The sequence below is a fragment of the Empedobacter sp. UBA7620 genome, assembly GCF_002484185.1.
GTDB lineage: Bacteria > Bacteroidota > Bacteroidia > Flavobacteriales > Weeksellaceae > Empedobacter > Empedobacter falsenii_C.
Map to the genome: position 1 here is coordinate 85,655 of NZ_DLJI01000009.1, position 17,863 is coordinate 103,517.

At 31.3% G+C, this 17,863-nt stretch carries 19 protein-coding genes; 9 read left to right on the forward strand and 10 right to left on the reverse strand.

Translation table 11 applies throughout. The features are described 5' to 3' along the window. From B2217_RS01715 to B2217_RS01725, 3 genes are read right to left on the reverse strand one after another with little or no spacing between them, the layout of a single operon-like run. A complete protein-coding gene (locus B2217_RS01715; protein ID WP_180905869.1) occupies positions 1-1,443 on the reverse strand; it encodes an MBOAT family O-acyltransferase in 1,443 nt (480 codons plus the stop codon). Positions 1,444-1,446: 3 nt separating this feature from the next. Continuing rightward, positions 1,447-2,358, reverse strand: coding sequence for a glycosyltransferase family A protein (locus B2217_RS01720; RefSeq protein ID WP_180905868.1), 912 nt, complete (start codon positions 2,356-2,358; stop codon positions 1,447-1,449). After that, positions 2,345-3,529: a glycosyltransferase gene (locus B2217_RS01725; RefSeq protein WP_180905867.1), complete on the reverse strand. Its 1,185-nt coding sequence runs from the start codon at positions 3,527-3,529 to the stop codon at positions 2,345-2,347. Before B2217_RS01725 ends, B2217_RS01720 begins: the two co-directional genes overlap by 14 nt. 104 nt (positions 3,530-3,633) lie before the next feature. Here B2217_RS01725 and B2217_RS01730 point away from each other — a divergent pair, with 104 nt between their 5' ends. After that, positions 3,634-4,149, forward strand: a complete 516-nt coding sequence (locus tag B2217_RS01730; protein WP_114998950.1) for a Smr/MutS family protein — start codon at positions 3,634-3,636, stop codon at positions 4,147-4,149. A gap of 43 nt (positions 4,150-4,192) precedes the next feature. Here the strand turns inward: B2217_RS01730 and B2217_RS01735 are convergent, their stop codons facing one another. The 3 genes from B2217_RS01735 to B2217_RS01745 form a co-directional block, all read right to left on the reverse strand. Further along, complete coding sequence (locus B2217_RS01735; protein WP_180905866.1) at positions 4,193-4,843, reverse strand: alpha/beta hydrolase; 651 nt, start codon at positions 4,841-4,843, stop codon at positions 4,193-4,195. Positions 4,844-4,904: 61 nt separating this feature from the next. Continuing rightward, on the reverse strand, positions 4,905-5,669 hold the full coding sequence (locus tag B2217_RS01740) for a TIGR02757 family protein (RefSeq protein WP_180905865.1): 765 nt from the start codon (positions 5,667-5,669) through the stop codon (positions 4,905-4,907). After that, positions 5,670-6,344: an ABC transporter ATP-binding protein gene (locus B2217_RS01745; RefSeq protein WP_180905864.1), complete on the reverse strand. Its 675-nt coding sequence runs from the start codon at positions 6,342-6,344 to the stop codon at positions 5,670-5,672. It abuts the gene before it with no gap. 403 nt (positions 6,345-6,747) lie between these two features. Here B2217_RS01745 and sucC point away from each other — a divergent pair, with 403 nt between their 5' ends. Continuing rightward, the gene (gene sucC, locus B2217_RS01750; RefSeq protein ID WP_180905863.1) at positions 6,748-7,941 is read left to right on the forward strand and encodes an ADP-forming succinate--CoA ligase subunit beta; all 1,194 of its coding nucleotides are present in this window, start codon (positions 6,748-6,750) and stop codon (positions 7,939-7,941) included. A 180-nt stretch (positions 7,942-8,121) separates the two neighbouring features. Further along, positions 8,122-8,643 carry a hypothetical protein gene (locus B2217_RS01755; RefSeq protein WP_180905862.1) on the forward strand — a complete coding sequence of 174 codons (522 nt, stop codon included), beginning with the start codon at positions 8,122-8,124 and terminating at the stop codon, positions 8,641-8,643. Positions 8,644-8,699: 56 nt separating this feature from the next. On the opposite strand, the gene B2217_RS01760 is transcribed toward B2217_RS01755, so the two are convergent. Both B2217_RS01760 and B2217_RS01765 read right to left on the reverse strand, forming a co-directional pair. Further along, positions 8,700-9,080, reverse strand: a complete 381-nt coding sequence (locus B2217_RS01760) for a PUR family DNA/RNA-binding protein (RefSeq protein WP_114998930.1) — start codon at positions 9,078-9,080, stop codon at positions 8,700-8,702. A gap of 117 nt (positions 9,081-9,197) precedes the next feature. Continuing rightward, complete coding sequence (locus B2217_RS01765) at positions 9,198-10,955, reverse strand: ABC transporter ATP-binding protein (protein ID WP_180905861.1); 1,758 nt, start codon at positions 10,953-10,955, stop codon at positions 9,198-9,200. Between B2217_RS01765 and nusB the strand changes: the two genes are divergently transcribed. The 6 genes from nusB to B2217_RS01795 all read left to right on the forward strand — a co-directional run bounded on the left by nusB (position 10,946) and on the right by B2217_RS01795 (position 15,884). Next, positions 10,946-11,968 (forward strand): transcription antitermination factor NusB, encoded by a 1,023-nt coding sequence (gene nusB / locus B2217_RS01770; protein WP_286512255.1) that lies wholly within the window; start codon positions 10,946-10,948, stop codon positions 11,966-11,968. The two genes, B2217_RS01765 and nusB, sit on opposite strands and share 10 nt — an antisense overlap. 44 nt (positions 11,969-12,012) lie before the next feature. After that, positions 12,013-12,504, forward strand: coding sequence for a DUF1573 domain-containing protein (locus B2217_RS01775; protein WP_291122026.1), 492 nt, complete (start codon positions 12,013-12,015; stop codon positions 12,502-12,504). Between the two features lie 24 nt (positions 12,505-12,528). Beyond that, the gene (gene yajC, locus B2217_RS01780; RefSeq protein WP_125350678.1) at positions 12,529-12,885 is read left to right on the forward strand and encodes a preprotein translocase subunit YajC; all 357 of its coding nucleotides are present in this window, start codon (positions 12,529-12,531) and stop codon (positions 12,883-12,885) included. A gap of 70 nt (positions 12,886-12,955) precedes the next feature. Next, positions 12,956-13,558 (forward strand): dephospho-CoA kinase, encoded by a 603-nt coding sequence (coaE, locus tag B2217_RS01785; RefSeq protein ID WP_291122027.1) that lies wholly within the window; start codon positions 12,956-12,958, stop codon positions 13,556-13,558. A gap of 72 nt (positions 13,559-13,630) precedes the next feature. Continuing rightward, positions 13,631-15,184 carry a sensor histidine kinase gene (locus tag B2217_RS01790; protein ID WP_114998924.1) on the forward strand — a complete coding sequence of 518 codons (1,554 nt, stop codon included), beginning with the start codon at positions 13,631-13,633 and terminating at the stop codon, positions 15,182-15,184. Positions 15,185-15,188: 4 nt separating this feature from the next. Then, the gene (locus tag B2217_RS01795) at positions 15,189-15,884 is read left to right on the forward strand and encodes a response regulator transcription factor (protein ID WP_019974263.1); all 696 of its coding nucleotides are present in this window, start codon (positions 15,189-15,191) and stop codon (positions 15,882-15,884) included. Positions 15,885-15,948: 64 nt separating this feature from the next. On the opposite strand, the gene B2217_RS01800 is transcribed toward B2217_RS01795, so the two are convergent. Both B2217_RS01800 and B2217_RS01805 read right to left on the reverse strand, forming a co-directional pair. Further along, a complete protein-coding gene (locus tag B2217_RS01800) occupies positions 15,949-16,965 on the reverse strand; it encodes a glycosyltransferase (protein WP_291122028.1) in 1,017 nt (338 codons plus the stop codon). A 3-nt stretch (positions 16,966-16,968) separates the two neighbouring features. Then, positions 16,969-17,862, reverse strand: a complete 894-nt coding sequence (locus B2217_RS01805) for a glycosyltransferase family 2 protein (RefSeq protein ID WP_291122029.1) — start codon at positions 17,860-17,862, stop codon at positions 16,969-16,971. Between the last annotated feature and the right edge of the window lies 1 nt (position 17,863).

Sequence of the window (17,863 nt, forward strand, 5' to 3'; positions counted from 1 at the left end):
TTAAAATTGAAAATAAATAAATGGACTTTCTTCTGTTTGTAAAAACAAACCGATTAACATCACAACAAAAGCATAAAAACACCATCTTACCCATCTTGGTTTAGAAATTAAGAACTTCTCTATTCCATAATTATTTCTTCTTCCAATCCATTCAATCACCAATAAAAATGCAACTAAAATTAACGTAGCTAAAGCACTTTTACGTAAAGTTGGAAATGAGAAAAGTGATTGACTAAAAATTCCTCCAATATATTCGAAAGCATGAGTAACTGAATTTGCACGGAAAAATATCCAGGCGAAAACGGTTAAACTAAACGTCAAAATCATATTAAATAATTCTCTAAAATTTGGCAACATCCTATCTTGCGCAATAATTTCTAAATTATTTCGATTTGTTTTCAACAGAATTGATGGCATTATAAATAAAGCATTCAAAAACCCCCAAAAAATAAAAGTCCAATTGGCTCCGTGCCAAAAACCACTTACAATAAAAATGATAAATGTATTGCGAACACGCATCCAATTTCCGCCTTTACTTCCTCCTAACGGAATATACAAATAATCGCGAAACCACGTTGATAACGATATGTGCCAACGTCGCCAGAATTCTGCTATATCACGAGAGAAATATGGATAATTAAAGTTTTTTAATAAATTAATCCCAAACAAACGAGCTACGCCGAGGGCGATATCCGAATATCCAGAAAAATCTCCATATATCTGAAATGTAAAGAAAATAGCTCCTAAAACTAAATTAGATCCAGATTGCGATTCAGGATTCGAAAAAATTTCATTCGCATAAATTGCACAATTATCTGCAATTACCATTTTCTTAAATAAACCCCAAAGTATTTGACGCATTCCGTCCACTGCTTGAGAATAATCAAAAACTCTCTTCTTTTTGATTTGAGGTAAAAGATGAGTTGCTCTTTCTATAGGTCCTGCAACTAACAATGGAAAGAAACTTACGAAAACTGAATAATCTACAACATTTCGTTCTGCTTTTATTCTTCCGTAATAAATATCAATGATATAAGATAAGCCATGAAAAGTATAAAACGAAATTCCCACTGGTAAAATAATATGCAATGTCCAAGGATGAACTTCTAAACCAAAGCCATTTAGCATTTCTGCAAAAGAATCTGCAAAGAAATTGTAATATTTAAAGAATCCTAAAAAACCAAGATTAATTCCAATACTAATTGTTAACCAGATTTTTTTAAGATTTTGAGAAGTTGCTTCTTCTATCTTGATTCCAGAATAATAATCTAAGAAAGTTGAAAAACCTAACAAAAACATGAAACGCCAATCCCAACATCCGTAGAAATAATAACTTGCTACAAGAAGTAAAATATTTTGAAACTTCAGATTCTTTCTCAATAACCAATAAAGAGTAAATACGATTGGTAAAAAAATCGCAAAAGAAATAGAATTAAATAACATACTTTACTTCAATTTTAAATATAAATACGACAACGGATAAAGCAATATCGACAACAATTTGAAGTACTTCAATCCTTTGTTTATTTCTGACAAATTTCGATGGTTGATTATCGAATAAACTTGATATCCAACCAAATTACGAACTAAAGCTTTTGGATATCCAAAAAGTTTTGTTCCATAAGAATTTAGAAAAGAACGATAACCCTCCATCAAACCAAAAGTATTTTTTCCCGTCCAACGTGTATTGGAAACAGAATTAGCATCTTCTTCATCCAAATGATAGTTACGAACAACTTTATTCACAAATCTAGTCTTCACTCCATCAGCATCATAGGTATTAAAAAACACCGATTGTGGAATGTAACCTTTGCTTTTATAAGGTGAATAATCAAAGTTTTTCAACAATTGTTGATAAGTCTTTGTTATAAAAATTCCAAACTTATCTCCACGCACTTTATACTTGTAACGCATATCGAAGATTGACCCATCAAATCCATTATTTGGATATTGATTTCCAACAATTTTTCCATCTGTATATTGCGACAATCCCATTACAGAAATATATTCGTCTTGGTTTTTGATTTTCTCTACCTCATCAAATAATATTTGTAAAGCATTCTCAGGATAAGAATCGTCCGAATCAACAATCATAAAATATTTAGAAGTCACTTTTTTTATTCCTTCAAAAACAGTAATGAGTTTATGTTGATTTTCATTCCAAAAATATTCAATATCAATTAAACCTTCTGATTGAAATTTTTCAACAATTTCTCTAGTATTATCAGTAGAACCATCATCCATAATAATCCATTTAAAATCTTCGAACGACTGATTTTTTAACGAATCATACACACGCGTCAACGTATGCGCGCGATTATATGAAGGCGTGACAATGGTAATTTTAGCCTCGCTCATTTTCTAATTTGATTTGATATTGTTGTTCGAAAACTTCAGAAACTTGACGATAAATCTCTTTTTCATCAAATTTATTGTACGCATTTTGAGTTCCTTCAATAATTTTTTGCACCAAATCATGATTCGTCATAAAAGATTTCATCGATTCGTACATTTCATCTTCATTATATTGAATTAAAATTCCATCTACTCCATCATCAATCATTTCTGCAATACCACCAACATTTGTCGAAATAATTGGTTTACGCATGCACATTACTTCACCTATAACCAATGGATATGACTCAGATTGTGTTGGCAAAATAAAATAATCTGACGCTTTGATATAAGGATAAGGGTTGGTTTGAGAATCTAACAATAAAAAAGAATCTTCAACATTTAGTTGTTTACGTTGATTGATCAAATTTTCCATTTCGTTTCCTCCTCCAATTACCGCAATTTTATGAGCAAAACCATCATCTAATAATCGTTTATGCACCTTCATCAAGGTATGATAACCTTTGCGATGATGTAATCGTCCTATAGACGAAAAAACCGGTAAATCTGTTTCATAAGAATACTCAAAAAGCTCGGCTTTTTTCAAAACCTCATCCACTTTTATCACATTATAAATAATAGTCGATTTTGGATAGGTAACTTGATACAAATCCTCGATTACTTGACGTGTTTGTTTCGAACCAAAAATCATAAAATCAAAACGTTTCATCTTTTCAATTCTACTCAAAACTCTCTGTTGATCTTTATCATAGCCAACATCAGTATGAAACCAGCCTATTTTTCTTGATTTTTTATCAGGAGAATTTAACACCATATCAAATTCCGCATAACCAGGGGAAACTTCGATATCATATTTTTCTGGAACTTTTATTTTGTATAAAATTGACGGAAATTTATCATAAACTTCTAACTTCAATCGTCGCCAAACTAATTGTAATTTCTGTATAAAACCATTAGAACTCATCTGTTCTTTTCCTTTTTCTACAACAATTAATTTTACATCAGTAGGAATTTCTTTAATCAATTCGCCTTGATACAAGTTAAGCATCAAAGTAAAGTCGAATTTATCTTTTGGTAAGTTTCGCAACAAATCTAAAACTACTCTTGGAACTCCACCCATTTCTAATGAACGAAGCCTAAAAAGTACTTTTATTTTTCTAGGTTGATTTGACATTTGGTTAGTTTAATAAACAAAAATACAACATTGAGTTTGAATTGAATAATACAACAATCTAAAAACTCATAAAATAATTCTTAATTTTGCAGAAAAAGTAGAAAATGTTCAAAATTGGAACAAAAGTTAAAGTGATAGATGATAATATTTCGGGAACAATTACCAAATTGAAAGGTGATTTTGTTTACTTTAATGATGAGTTTGGTTTTGAATATGAGTATCATCAAGACGAAATCATCAAAGATATTGAGATTGACTATGAAGAATATCGAGATGAGGAAATCAAAGAATTTTCGAAACCAAAGTTTAAGACTTTTCGCAAATCTCATCGTCATCCGTATTTAACGCGAGAAATTGATTTGCATATCGAAAATCTGGTTGATAATTGGCGTGATTTGGATAATGCGCAAATTATACAAACGCAATTAGATGTTGCTCGAAATGAGGTGGAACGTGCCATGTTCGAAAGTCAAATTCGATTGATTTTAATTCACGGTTACGGAAAAGGAATTCTGAAAAAAGAAATTACCGAATTATTATTTCGTTATACGAATATCGAATTCTATGACGCCTCGTTCAAGGAATATCACGGCGACGCCATAGAAGTTAAATTTATTTAAATATCTTATAATGATGAGAAGCTGAATTAAATTCAGCTTTATGTTAAAATATTTTGATCCAATCCATCAAATCATAGTAATTTTGAGGAACAATTCCGTGTCCACTTCTGTATTCGTGGTATTCAAAATTAATATTCAAGGATTTTAAAAACTCGTCACCCATTCGTCCTAATTCAATTGGTAATACAACATCTTCTGTTCCATGCGAAACAAAGAAATTTAAATTCGAAAAATCTTTCGATTGATCAAAATCTCCAATAATTTTAGCTTCTGGATAACCACTTAAAATAGCCACGTTTTTAATCTTTTCAGGATTATTTAGCGAAATCGCATAACTCAAAATTGCACCTTGACTAAAGCCCATCAATGTTACATTTGCTGCATCTAAATTCTCTTGCTGAACAATTGCATCAATAAATTCAACCAATTTATTACGAGATTCTATTGCTTGCATTTCATCCATCCATTTTTCATTGTTCACAAAATTGATATCATACCACGCATATCCGCCATACACAATATCATGCAACGCACGCACACTTACAATATGCGCATTCTGCGGCAAATCTTGTGCAAACGAAAACAAATCTTCTTCGTTGCTTCCATAACCATGTATCAGCACAAAAAGAGGCGTTTTTTCAGTCGAAACAACAGGTAAACGTTCGATATATTTTATTCCATTCAAATCTTTCATACAAACTTATTTTTAGCGAATTTAATTCTAATTTTTCTAAATAAAATTATTTTCAGTTCAGTTAAAACCCTTCGAAAACACCCAAACCAAATAAAGCAAAATCATATTTCACAGGATCATTTGCATCCATTTCTCGCAATTTTGTATCCAGTTCTTTTAATGCTTTTGCATCATTTTGTTTTCGAGTCAGAATATTTAATTTTCGTGCAACATTTCCCGAATGTACATCCAAAGGACACGAAAGAATAGAAGTTGGTATGGATTTCCAAATTCCTAAATCTACGCCTTGTTTGTCATCACGAATCATCCAACGTAAGTACATATTGATACGCTTTGCAGCTGAATTATTCAGCGGATCTGAAATATGTTTAGTTGTTCGAGTTGGATGCTCTATCTCGAAAAAAGTTTGTTTGAAATTCGAAATTGATGCTTGCATCGAATTTGAAGTTTGATGTTTTGCAAAAACTTGTTCCAACCCTCCATGATTTTGATAAATGTTACGAAGCGATTGCATGAAAAATTTCAAATCTTCACTATTGAATGTTCTGTGAACAAATCCATCCAAATTCTCTAAATGATTTTCAGAGAAATTCATCACAAAATCGTAAGGTGAATTTCCCATTAACTGCATCATTTTATTCGCATTATTGATAATCATTTTACGATTTCCCCACGCAATTGTTGCTGCTAAAAACCCTGCAATTTCAATATCTTCTTTCGCAGAAAATCTATGCGGAATCTGTACTGGATCAGAATCGATAAAGTCTAATGTATTATATTGAAGAACTTTTTCGTCTAAAAAATCCTTTAACTCTTTTTGATTCATTTACATTTCTGTTTGAAAAACTCCATCAGCCATCACCAATTTTCGATCGGTCATGTTTGCTAATTCTTCATTATGCGTCACAATAACAAAAGTTTGCCCAAATTCGTTTCGAAGATTGAAAAATAATTCGTGTAATTCTTCAGCATTTTTAGAATCTAAATTACCAGAAGGTTCATCAGCAAAAACAACTTTTGGTTGATTGATTAGTGCACGAGCAACTGCTACACGTTGTTGTTCTCCTCCAGAAAGTTGATTCGGTTTATGCGTCAAACGCTGCGAAAGTCCTAAATAAGACATTAACTCTTTTGCACGCTTTTCGGCTTCTGCTTTTTTTGTTTTCTTGATAAAAGCTGGAATACAAATATTTTCTATTGCATTAAATTCTGGCAACAATTGATGAAACTGAAAAATGAATCCAATGTTTTCGTTACGAAATTTAGATAAATCGCGATCGTTTAATTTCGTGATATCTTGTCCCGCAATCTGTATAGAAGTATTATATTTCTTTGGTTCAGAACTTTTTTCTAATGTTCCTAAAATTTGAAGCAAAGTTGTTTTTCCTGCTCCAGAAGCACCAACAATAGAAACGATTTCTTTTTCTGCAATCGATAAAGAAACATTTTTTAGCACTTCTAATTCACCAAATTTCTTAACAATATTTTCTGCTTTTATCATGAGGTAAAGATATAAATTAAGTACTAAGTCTTAAATCATAAGTAATAAGTTTTTTTTGAATTAAAATTCGTCAGTTCGAGTGATTTTTAGAAATGAAATGATAAAAAATTGTATCGAGAATAGAATTTCACTAGAATTGACGGTTTTTTATTGATAAAATTATAAAATCAATCCTCCGTCGAAAATGCTTTAAACCCAAAACAAACAATTTTTAGTGTACTTGGTACGATTTAAAAATTATATAACAATTGTTTTGACTTTTTAAATCATTAATATTCGTATCTTGTAACCTCTAAATAAACAATATTAACCACTTTTTTAGCATAAGCTGATAAAATTAATATGGCAAAATTTAGAATACATCAACAATATTTTTATTTTTGTAATTGAAAAATCAAAAAAAATGAATCTTCACGAATATCAAGGAAAAGAAATTCTTAGTAAATATGGTGTAAAAGTACAACGTGGTATCGTTGCTACTACACCAGAAGAAGCTGTAGAAGCTGCTAAACAATTAACAGAACAAACTGGTACAGGTTGGCATGTCGTAAAAGCACAAGTACACGCAGGTGGTCGTGGAAAAGGTGGTGGAGTAAAGCTTGCTAAAAACTTGGACGAAGTTAAAGAGAAAGCAAACGAAATCATCGGAATGCAGTTAGTAACACCTCAAACTTCGGCTGAAGGTAAAAAAGTTCATCAAGTTTTAATTGCTGAGGATGTTTATTATCCAGGTGAATCTGAAACTGAAGAATACTATGTTTCTGTATTATTAGATCGTGCTACTGGTAAAAACATGATTATGTATTCTACTGAAGGTGGAATGGATATCGAGGAAGTTGCTGAGCACACGCCAGACAAAATCTTTACAGAAGAAATTGATCCAGCTGTAGGAATCCAAGGTTTCCAAGCGCGTAAAGTTGCTTTCAACTTAGGTTTATCAGGAAACGCTTTCAAAGATGGTGTTAAATTTATCACTGCTTTATATAATGCATACGTTGCGATTGACGCTTCTATGTTCGAGATTAACCCAGTTCTTAAAACATCTGACGATCAAATTATCGCTGTAGATGCTAAAGTATCTATCGATGATAACTCATTATTCCGTCATGCAGATATCGCTGCTTTACGTGATACAAGAGAAGAAGATCCAACAGAAGTTGAAGCTGGTGAAGCTGGATTAAACTTCGTAAAATTAGACGGAAACGTAGGATGTATGGTTAACGGAGCTGGTTTGGCAATGGCAACTATGGATATCATCAAATTATCTGGTGGTAATCCTGCAAACTTCTTAGACGTTGGTGGTACTGCTGATGCTGAACGTGTAGAAAAAGGTTTCCGTATTATCTTAAAAGATAAAAACGTAAAAGCTATCTTAATCAACATTTTTGGTGGTATTGTACGTTGTGATCGTGTTGCTCAAGGTATCTTAGATGCTTACAACAATATGGGTGACGAAATTAATGTGCCAATTATTGTTCGTTTACAAGGAACAAATGCAGAAATCGCTAAGAAAATGATTGATGAATCAGGTTTCGCTGTTCACTCTGCTATCACATTAAAAGATGCTGCTGATAAAGTAGAAGAATTAGTAGGTTAAGATTTAACTTATTTACAATATATCAAACCTCTCAAAGGATTTCTTTGAGAGTTTTTTTTGTGATTTATTGTCATTCTAAACTTATTTCAGAATCCCACAAGATTAAATTCAGCTCGACATTTTGTAATTAAATAATTTTACTAATATTGATTATTTTTGAAGCAATTAACATATTCAAAAATGAAATACATATATGCCACTCTACAATTATTAATAATTACTATATCATTCAATTGTAAATCGAGTTCAGTTTTACCAAATGCAAATTCTGAATTTTCTAATCTTAAAATTAATTCACGTTTAATTGATAAAAATGAAGACAAATTAGTTGATTCTTTTGAATTATTTATCAATGATTCTATTCAAACTAAAATCAAAAAATATAATTTAAAAATTGAAGCTACAAATTATTTCAAAAAAAGTAAAGCAGAAGTTAAAATTACATTTTATGAAGAAAATTCTGTTTTGAATTTAATACGAATAAAAGAAGAATCAAATAAACACGATGAAACTGATAAGTATATTGATTATATGATTGAAAATAATAAAATAAAAGATTTTCATTTGTATTATGGGCATCAATTAGGCTTGCCATTAGATTTGAATAAAAGTATCTATGAACAATATGGGCTTAATCAATTTTTAACAGAAGATTTTTATAGAAATTTTTCTTTTGAGATTTATAAAAAATTAAATAAATAAAAACCTCCGCTCAATAACTTGAGCGGAGGTTTCTTTTTACGCATATTTAGTAAAGTCTATATATCGTCAAAATCGATATTGGTAAAAGATTCAACTTGCGTTTCTTCTTTACTCACAACTTTATTTTTTGGATCAAAATCTTTTTGATGTCTTTCCGAAATTACCTCTTGTCCTTTTTGTGCAAAAACAAAATCGGTCGTTTCGTCTAACATATCTTTGAAACTTTCAAAATCTTCTTTGTACAAGTAGATTTTATGTTTTTTGTAATACACATTTCCATCGTCCTGCGTATTTTTTTTACTTTCTGTAATCGTCAAGTAATAATCCCCTGCTCTTGTTTCGCGAACATCGAAGAAATAAGTTCTTCTTCCAGCCCTTAATACCTTTGAAAAGACTCCTTCTGCATCCACCTTTTCTTGGTTTTCAAAATCATTCATAAGTCTAAATAGAGTTTAATTGTTAAATGTTTCCTAACAAATCTAAAAAAAATTAAGAAAACAACAACATTTTAAACAATTATTTTCTATTATTTTATTAAATCTCTATAAATAAACTTAATCTAGCAGTTGTTTATTGTACAATTCATAATAATAACCATGCTTATTTAATAATTCGCCGTTGGAACCATTTTCTAAAACATGACCATCTTCTAAAACCAAAATCTGATCAGCGCGCTTTGCAGAAGACACACGATGCGTAATAATGATGGTTGTTTTACCATTAATTTCAGAAGATAAATTATTTAAGATTTGTTCTTCGGTTTCGGTGTCTACAGCTGATAAACTATCATCAAAGATTAATATTTGTGGATCATTTACCAATGCACGAGCTATAGAAACACGTTGTTTTTGACCTCCAGAAAGCGTCACGCCACGTTCTCCAACAACTGTTTCGTAACGTTCTTTAAATCGATCAATATTGTCATGAACAACCGCTTTTTTCGCAAAAATTTCGGCCGTTTGCTCATCTGTATCATCAGAACCAAACAAAATATTATTGGTTAGCGAATCCGAGAAAAGGAAAGCTTCTTGCGGTACATAACCAATTTCTTCTCGAATAGATTCTACATTAATATCATGAATATTTTTACCATCAATCAAAATTTCACCAGAAGTTGGTTCCAACGAACGCGCAACTAACAAAGCAATTGTCGATTTTCCTGAACCTGTTTTTCCAAGAATCGCTAAAGTTTCACCTTTATTAATTTTGAACGAAACATTATCCAACGCTTTAATTCCAGTGTTTTCGTAGATATACGTCACATTTTTAAATTCGATTGTTCCTTCTACTTCGTGATTCACTAATTGTTTTTCTTTTACATCAGTTTCTGCATTCAAAAACTCGTTGATACGAGACATTGATGCTTCTGCACGTTGTACAACCATCGTAATCCAACCTAAGGAAGTAAATGGCCAAATTAACATATTTAGGTAAAGGAAAAATTGAGCAATAGAACCAATATCCATTGTTCCTTCTATATATTTTACTCCTCCCAAATACAAAATCACCAGATTACTCACTCCAACTACAACAACCATCAATGGTCCAAAAGCTGCCTGAATTTGAGCTAAATTAAGCGCACGTTTCTGATATTCGTCTGCTTCTACTTCGTATTTAGATTTTATAAATTCTTCTGAATTGAATGATTTTATCACGCGAATTCCAGCAAAAGTATCTTGTACAGATGACGAAATCGTAGATTGTTGTTCTTGTACTCGCTTACTTTTCTTGTTAATATTTCGTGCAACATTATAGATTAACAATGATAAAATCGGCAAAGGAGCCAATGTATAAAGCGTTAATTGTTGATCAATTTGCAACATAAAATACGCAATAATCACAACTCGCGATACCAAATCAATCGGATACATAATTCCAGGTCCAAGATACATACGCACCAATCCGACATCTTCGGTAATACGATTCATCAAATCGCCCGTTTTGTGTTTTTTGTAAAAGGACAACGATAATTTTTGATATTTATCGTAAATCACATTTTTCAAATCGAACTCAATATAACGCGATGCCACAATAATCATTTGTCGAGTACCAACCGTCAAAACTCCTCCCAAAACTTTAAAAAAGAAAAACGCCAAACTTGCATACATCAAACCATCTTTCAAAAGATCGAGGTTATCTGTTCCTTCTTTCTTAAAATTTCGTAGCAATTCTTCAACTGTATTGATTGCTTCTCTAATATATGTAACGGAATAAACCTGCACCCAATTGGCACAAATCGTAAAAATGAAGCCCAAAAATATTCTCCATTTATACTTCCATAAAAATTTATTTAACTTTTGTAATGATTTCACAAAACAAAATTACATTCTTTTTTTTACCTTTGCATCAATTTATTAGACGTTATATCATTGAAATTATGTTGGGAAGAAGACAACTACGCGAAAAAGTAATGCAGAATATCTATGCTTACAATAGTTTAGGAACTGAAGGCGAAGAAAGAGCGGTCGAGAAAAATATGATGAAAAGTATCGATCAAATCTACGATTTGTACATTTATCTCCTAAATTTGATCAAAGTTCAAAAGGACATTGCAGAGCATAAAATTGAACTTGCAAAATCAAAAAACTTTCCAACCCAAGAAGATTTAAATCCAAATTTAAAATTTGTTCAGAATAAAATATTCAAAATTATTGAACAAAATCTTGAATTAACTCGTTATTCAAATGACAACAAATTTTTACTTTGGGATATTTATGATTCTTATCCAAACAATATCTTTAAAAATTTGACAGAAAGCGAATTGTACAAAACGTACATGAGCAGCGACAAACATTCTTTTGAAGAAGACAAAGAATTTATCTTGAACTTTTTCGTAGAATTTATTGCTGAATATGAAGATTTGCACGATTACTTAGAAGGAATTCAAATCACGTGGGCAGACGATGTACATATTGCAAATGCGATGGTGCACACAACGATAAAATCGTTCCGTCAAAACAGTTCTCCGTTGATTTCTTTGTTCAAAGTTTACAAAGATTTAGATGACAAAAAATTTACTGAAGAATTATTCCGTAAAACTATTCGTCACCAAGCAGAAACAAGAAAAATCATTGACGAAAAAGCTCAAAACTGGGAATTAGATCGTATTGCAACAATCGATTTGATTATTTTAGAAATGGCTTTGACAGAATTTTTATATTTCTCTAACATTCCTGCAAAAGTTACGATCAACGAATATGTGGAATTAGCGAAAAGTTATTCGACAGAAAAATCGCGTGTTTTTGTTAACGGAATCTTAGATAAAACATTAAAAGAGTTAAAAGACAATAATAATTTACCAAAATACGGTAGAGGTTTATTATAATCACTATTTTTTCTTAATTTTGACTAAGACAAATAATTATAAAAATGAAAAGTAAATTATTTATATTAGGTGCATTTGCATTATCATTCGCAATCAGCTCTTGTGGAGAGAAAAAAGCTAGCGACAATTTTACAGCAGAAGAAACAGCTCAACAAGCTGAAAATGTTGTAGATCCAGCTACAGCTCCAGTTTTAACATTAGCAGAAGCGAATCACGATTTTGGAGATGTAAAAGCTAACAATAAAGTAGAAACATATATCAAGTTCAAAAACGATGGTAAATCTCCATTAGTTATTCGCGATGCGTCTGCAACTTGTGGTTGTACTGTTCCTGAATTCCCTTCTACTCCAATTGCAGTAGGAGCTACAGATTCTATCAAAGTTGTTTACACAGCTGGAAACATGAACGGAAAACAACAAAAAACAGTAACTTTAGTAACAAACACAACAAATGGTCATGAGAAATTTGACATTTCTGCAAACGTTGTTGGAGCTCCTGCAAATGATCAAAATGCGCAACAAGCATTTGGACAATAAGTATTAAATCGATAAAATATAAAAATGATTCAAACAATCTTTTTACAAGCTGGCGCACAAGGCGGAGGAATGTCTATGCTTTTGATGTTCGGAGGGATGTTCGTAATTATGTACTTTTTCATGATTCGTCCTCAACAAAAGAAAGCAAAACAAGAAAAACAATTTCAAACGGATATCAAACGTGGTGATCAAGTTGTAACAACTTCTGGAATTCACGGGAAAATCAACGAAATTTATGACGACGCTGTTATCATTGAAACTGGAGCTGGAAAAATTAAATTTGAAAAGGCTGCAATTTCTCGCGAATTAACTGCTGCACGTTATTCAAAAACTACTGACAAAGCTGAGAAATCAGAAAAAGCAGTTGAAGAAAAAAACTAAGTTTAAGGTTAACATATATTTAACTGATTGCCGAAGGAATTATTCTTCGGCATTTTTTTAACTTCAAACCATGAAAAACAACCAACCTTTTGTAGCAGGAATTACTGGCGGAATAGGCTCTGGCAAAAGTACAGCAGCAAAATTCTTCGAAGAATTAGGTATTCCGGTATATAATTCTGATACAAGAGCGAAAACGATTCAGAATGAAAACTCTGAAGTAAAAGTTAAAATTATTGCGGCTTTTGGTGAAAAAGCTTACAATGAAAATGGTTTGAATAAACCATTCATATCAAAACAAGTTTTTCAGAATAATGAAAAATTGATGCTATTAAATTCAATTGTTCATCCAGCAGTTTTCCAAGATTTTGAAGATTGGAAAAATGCTCAAAAATCGGACATTGTAATGAAAGAAGCTGCTATTTTAATAGAAAGTGGTAGTTACAAAGATTGCGATGTTGTGATATGTGTAGTGGTCGATATAGAAACGCGAATTGCACGAACTATAGAAAGAGATGCTTTATCACGAGAAGAAATTCTTGCGAGAATAAACAATCAGATTTCGGACGAAGAACGAATTGCTAAATCAGATTTTATCATTGATAATAATGGCGATTTAGCTCACTTGAAAAATGAAGTGGAAGAAACGTTTATCAAAATCAAAAAAATGATTTAATCGTCCAAACTTTAACAAAAAGATAGAAATTAGAAAAGATTAAACTATTTTTAATCATTCAATAAAAAATAAATGAAAAAAGGATTTTATAAAATCTTAATCGTTATCATGAGTGTTGCCCTTATAGGATTGATAATCATTCAATTCTATTGGCTAAACTTAACAATTCAGAATGGTACAGACAGTTTTAACAACAACGTGTACCAAGCGATGAATTATACAACTGAAAAAATAAATAAAAACGAATTAGAACGCTATTATAAGAAATTCAATAATATACAATCAGATTTAAAGTCAAATAAAGATAAACCGCAAGTTGTAACCAATCAAGTCATCAAAGATTCGCTTGGTGTAACGTATGCTTATGTAACGCGTTATGTGGTCGAAAAATCGATGTTGCCGTCATCTGGAAAATACAATGATAGTTTGACGAAAGCGAATATTTATTCGCAGGAGCGAGTTTTCAAGATAGACAAAGATTCTTCTGCTAGAGGAATTCCGAATCTGAATCTGAATTTTGAGCACGCTTTACAAGACGGAACATTTACGCTGGAAAGCGCTGCGCGTTGGGATGCAGGCTCTACGCCGATCGACAAACGTGTGAATTATGCAATGTTAGATTCGATTTTGAAAAACGAATTACGTAACAGAGGAATTCATCAAGCAATGCCAATTTTGGCAGTTTTGAAAAAAGATTCGACAGAAACAAATGTCAAATCAAAAGATTTTGATCGCAATAAAATCGAATTTATGGTTCCGCTATTTTTGGACAGAAAGGATCATATCGAATATTATTTGGCAGCAAATTTTGTTAACCGAAATTTAGCCATTGTTGCGCCAACAGTTCCAGTTATTTCATTGACATTTATCTTAACCATGATTATTATTACGGTTTTCTCATTGTCAATTTATTACATGCAATTGCAACGCAAGAGTTCGGAAATTAAGACTGATTTTATCAATAATATGACGCACGAATTCAAAACGCCTATTGCAACCATTAATATTGCGTCTGATGCATTGCGTAACGAAAAAATATTTACTGATCCTGAAAAGGTGAAATATTATGCAGATTTGATCAAACAAGAGAACAAACGTATGAATGCTCACGTTGAGATGGTCTTACGAATGTCAAAGCTTGATCGCAATCAAATGGATATGAATTTTCAGGAAGTAAATTTGAATGGGATTGTACAAAAAAGTGTTGAGCCGATAAGATTTATTGTAGAAGAAAGAAATGGTACAATATTTGAAGAATACAACGCAGAACAATCATTTGTAAAAGGAGATCCGTTCCATTTAGAGAATATCGTTATTAATGTATTGGATAATGCTCGAAAATACTCTCCAAACACACCGGAGATTAGAGTAAAAACATACAACAAAGACAACAATTTTTTAATTGAAATTTCTGATAAAGGAATGGGAATGCCGCAAAACGTTCTGAAAAAAATATTTGAACAATTTTATAGAGAAGAAACGGGAAATATACACAATGTAAAAGGTCATGGACTTGGGTTGGCTTATGTCAAAAAAATTGTTCAGCTTCACGGTGGACAAGTTTGGGCAGAAAGTTCAGCAGGAAAAGGAAGTACTTTTTTCATTAAAATTCCTCTAAAATCATAGATCAATGAGTGATAAACAACGATTACTTTTAGTAGAAGATGATCCAAGCTTCGGAAGTGTATTAAAGGATTATTTGGTTATAAACGATTTTGACGTAACGCACGCAATCGATGGTGAAGACGGTCTTGCCAAATTTAAAGAAAGTGATTATGATCTATGCATCCTTGATGTAATGATGCCTAAAAAAGATGGTTTTACATTAGGAAAAGAGATCAAAGAACTAAAAAGTGAACAACCAATTATATTTTTAACAGCGAAAAACATGCGCGAGGATGTTTTGAATGGTTACAAAATTGGAGCAGACGACTATGTCTTAAAACCATTTGATTCGGAAGTTTTATTGTACAAAATAAAAGCAGTTTTACAACGTAATTCTGGCGAAGAAGAAAAATTTGAACAAGAAGATTTCAAAATTGGCAAGTTTACGTTCAATGCAAAATTGAGACAATTAATTTACGATGGTAAATCACAAAAACTTTCACCAAAAGAAAACGAATTGTTGCGTTTATTAGCTGTTTACAAAAACGATTTAATGCCTCGTGAGATTGCCTTAACACGTATTTGGCACGATGATAATTACTTTACATCGCGTTCTATGGACGTATATATTGCAAAATTACGTAAGTATTTAAAGAAAGATCCTGCAGTAGAAATCGTGAATATTCACGGAGAAGGGTTCCGACTTTTAATTCAAGAATAAGATTACAGTCTTTATAGAAAAAAACCTCAACATAGTTGAGGTTTTTTTTTGTGGCGCTGTATTTTTAATTATCAACTTCTGCTCCTAAATTTCTGTATTGTTGACAAAACTTTTCAGCCCATTTAAACCATTCATCATATTGGGCATCAAGATGATTTTCTTTATCTAAAAAAGATTTGATATAATCATCTGAAAAATCTTTTGGATAATTTTGCATTGAATCAAACTCGTTATTTAACCAAGCTTCGTTTAAAATTTGGTTTACTTTATCAACTGACAAATGAATGTCATAATTATGATATTGTCCAGAAGCAGAAGATTTGAAGGTTGTTTTCATTTTCTCTTCTTTCGTTCTTGCAATAAGATTTCTATTATTTTTGTGTTTCCCAAACCACACTCCTGCATTACGCAATTGTATTTTTTCGTCTAACAAATTGACAGAATCTTTCCACATGTACAACCAATAATCTTTTCGGTAAACTCCCATTAAAATAGAGTTTAATATCCAATATTTACGCTTAGTTTGATTATCAACCAAACCTAATTTATACAAGATGGTAAAAAACTTAAATTTATTAAACATAAATAAATCCATAATAAACGGATTAGATGTAAATGTTTTTAAAGGATAAGTCGTTTCTAATTGATTAGAAAGTGAATTAACTTCAGCATAGTTATCATCAGAATAAATACCTAAAATACCTAATTTTGTTAAATGAATGTTGTTAGACTTCATTTCAGAAATCAATTCGTTACAATTAATTTCTTTGGTAAACCAAACGTCATCTTCTGTGATTAAAAAATAATCTGAAGCATTTTCTACTGCCTTTCTCCAACTTTCCGTAGGTACTGCAAAACCATTGTTCACAATATCTTCTTTTATGTTTTTAGACTTCTGATTATAATTAATTGTAGGAATAATTTCCACTGCATATTTTTCTACAATTTTATCTAAATATTCTTTTGGAGTACCATCATCAACAATCTTTATTAGAAAATTACCTGTTACATTTTTGATAATCGATTGTATACATCGATCCAAATAATAAGGACGATTAAATGATTTTATAATGATATCCATTTATTATTTTTTCATTTTGTATAAAATAGCCTGAACTGTAGAAATTGGGCTTCTAAAAAAACATTCAATCAAAGGAATTAAAAATGTAGGATTTTTCTCATTAAGTAAGTAATTAAACTTTTTATACATCACTTCTGATCTTGATTTTCCTAAAATTTCTTTGCGTTTTTTTCCTTTGATACCTCTTCTATCTAGTGCACGTTCTTTTATAATATGATGATCACGATAGGTTATATAACTTTTCTTAAAACCTTGAGAAATTCCTGTCGGAGAAATACGATAAAAATATAAAGGCTGTTCTACAAAATCTACCTCACCTACTTCTTCTACTTTATAATACCAATCTTGATCAAGAGCATTTCTCATAGTTCTGTCAATGTTACCATTTTCGATAAACTTCAATCTATTAAACACAAAAAAATGAGTCATAGCAGACTTTCCATATTCTAAATAAGTCATTCCATTTGGAATTTTAGTACTTGTTTTACAAACTTCTACAGGATTAAGATCTTTATCACAAATCCAATGTTGAGAATATAAACCAGCTAAATTTGGTTTTTCTTGTAAACGAGATAACATTACTTCTAATGCTTCTGGCACCAACGCATCATCAGGATCAATAATACCTACATAATCTGCTTTTGCAAGATTAATTGCATCATAAATAGCTTGTCCATAACCACCATTTTGTTTCTGTTGATAGAAAGATATGCGCTCATCTTTCGGAACATATTCTTTAATAATTTCTACAGATTCATCCGTTGAACAGTCATCTAAAATTAACAACTCAAAATTTTCGAATGTTTGAGCTAATACACTTTCTATTCCTTTTCTCAAATAATGTGCATTATTGTAATTACACATTAACAAGGTAATAGCAGGCTGATTTATTGACATA

Bases quoted from the DNA above. Each gene is read 5' to 3' on its own strand.
- B2217_RS01715 (WP_180905869.1), bottom strand. From the start codon at position 1,443: ATGTTATTTAATTCTATTTCTTTTGCGATTTTTTTACCAATCGTATTT.
- B2217_RS01720 (WP_180905868.1), bottom strand. From the start codon at position 2,358: ATGAGCGAGGCTAAAATTACCATTGTCACGCCTTCATATAATCGCGCG.
- B2217_RS01725 (WP_180905867.1), bottom strand. From the start codon at position 3,529: ATGTCAAATCAACCTAGAAAAATAAAAGTACTTTTTAGGCTTCGTTCA.
- B2217_RS01730 (WP_114998950.1), top strand. From the start codon at position 3,634: ATGTTCAAAATTGGAACAAAAGTTAAAGTGATAGATGATAATATTTCG.
- B2217_RS01735 (WP_180905866.1), bottom strand. From the start codon at position 4,843: ATGAAAGATTTGAATGGAATAAAATATATCGAACGTTTACCTGTTGTT.
- B2217_RS01740 (WP_180905865.1), bottom strand. From the start codon at position 5,669: ATGAATCAAAAAGAGTTAAAGGATTTTTTAGACGAAAAAGTTCTTCAA.
- B2217_RS01745 (WP_180905864.1), bottom strand. From the start codon at position 6,344: ATGATAAAAGCAGAAAATATTGTTAAGAAATTTGGTGAATTAGAAGTG.
- sucC (WP_180905863.1), top strand. From the start codon at position 6,748: ATGAATCTTCACGAATATCAAGGAAAAGAAATTCTTAGTAAATATGGT.
- B2217_RS01755 (WP_180905862.1), top strand. From the start codon at position 8,122: ATGAAATACATATATGCCACTCTACAATTATTAATAATTACTATATCA.
- B2217_RS01760 (WP_114998930.1), bottom strand. From the start codon at position 9,080: ATGAATGATTTTGAAAACCAAGAAAAGGTGGATGCAGAAGGAGTCTTT.
- nusB (WP_286512255.1), top strand. From the start codon at position 10,946: ATGATTTCACAAAACAAAATTACATTCTTTTTTTTACCTTTGCATCAA.
- B2217_RS01775 (WP_291122026.1), top strand. From the start codon at position 12,013: ATGAAAAGTAAATTATTTATATTAGGTGCATTTGCATTATCATTCGCA.
- yajC (WP_125350678.1), top strand. From the start codon at position 12,529: ATGATTCAAACAATCTTTTTACAAGCTGGCGCACAAGGCGGAGGAATG.
- coaE (WP_291122027.1), top strand. From the start codon at position 12,956: ATGAAAAACAACCAACCTTTTGTAGCAGGAATTACTGGCGGAATAGGC.
- B2217_RS01790 (WP_114998924.1), top strand. From the start codon at position 13,631: ATGAAAAAAGGATTTTATAAAATCTTAATCGTTATCATGAGTGTTGCC.
- B2217_RS01795 (WP_019974263.1), top strand. From the start codon at position 15,189: ATGAGTGATAAACAACGATTACTTTTAGTAGAAGATGATCCAAGCTTC.
- B2217_RS01800 (WP_291122028.1), bottom strand. From the start codon at position 16,965: ATGGATATCATTATAAAATCATTTAATCGTCCTTATTATTTGGATCGA.
- B2217_RS01805 (WP_291122029.1), bottom strand. From the start codon at position 17,862: ATGTCAATAAATCAGCCTGCTATTACCTTGTTAATGTGTAATTACAAT.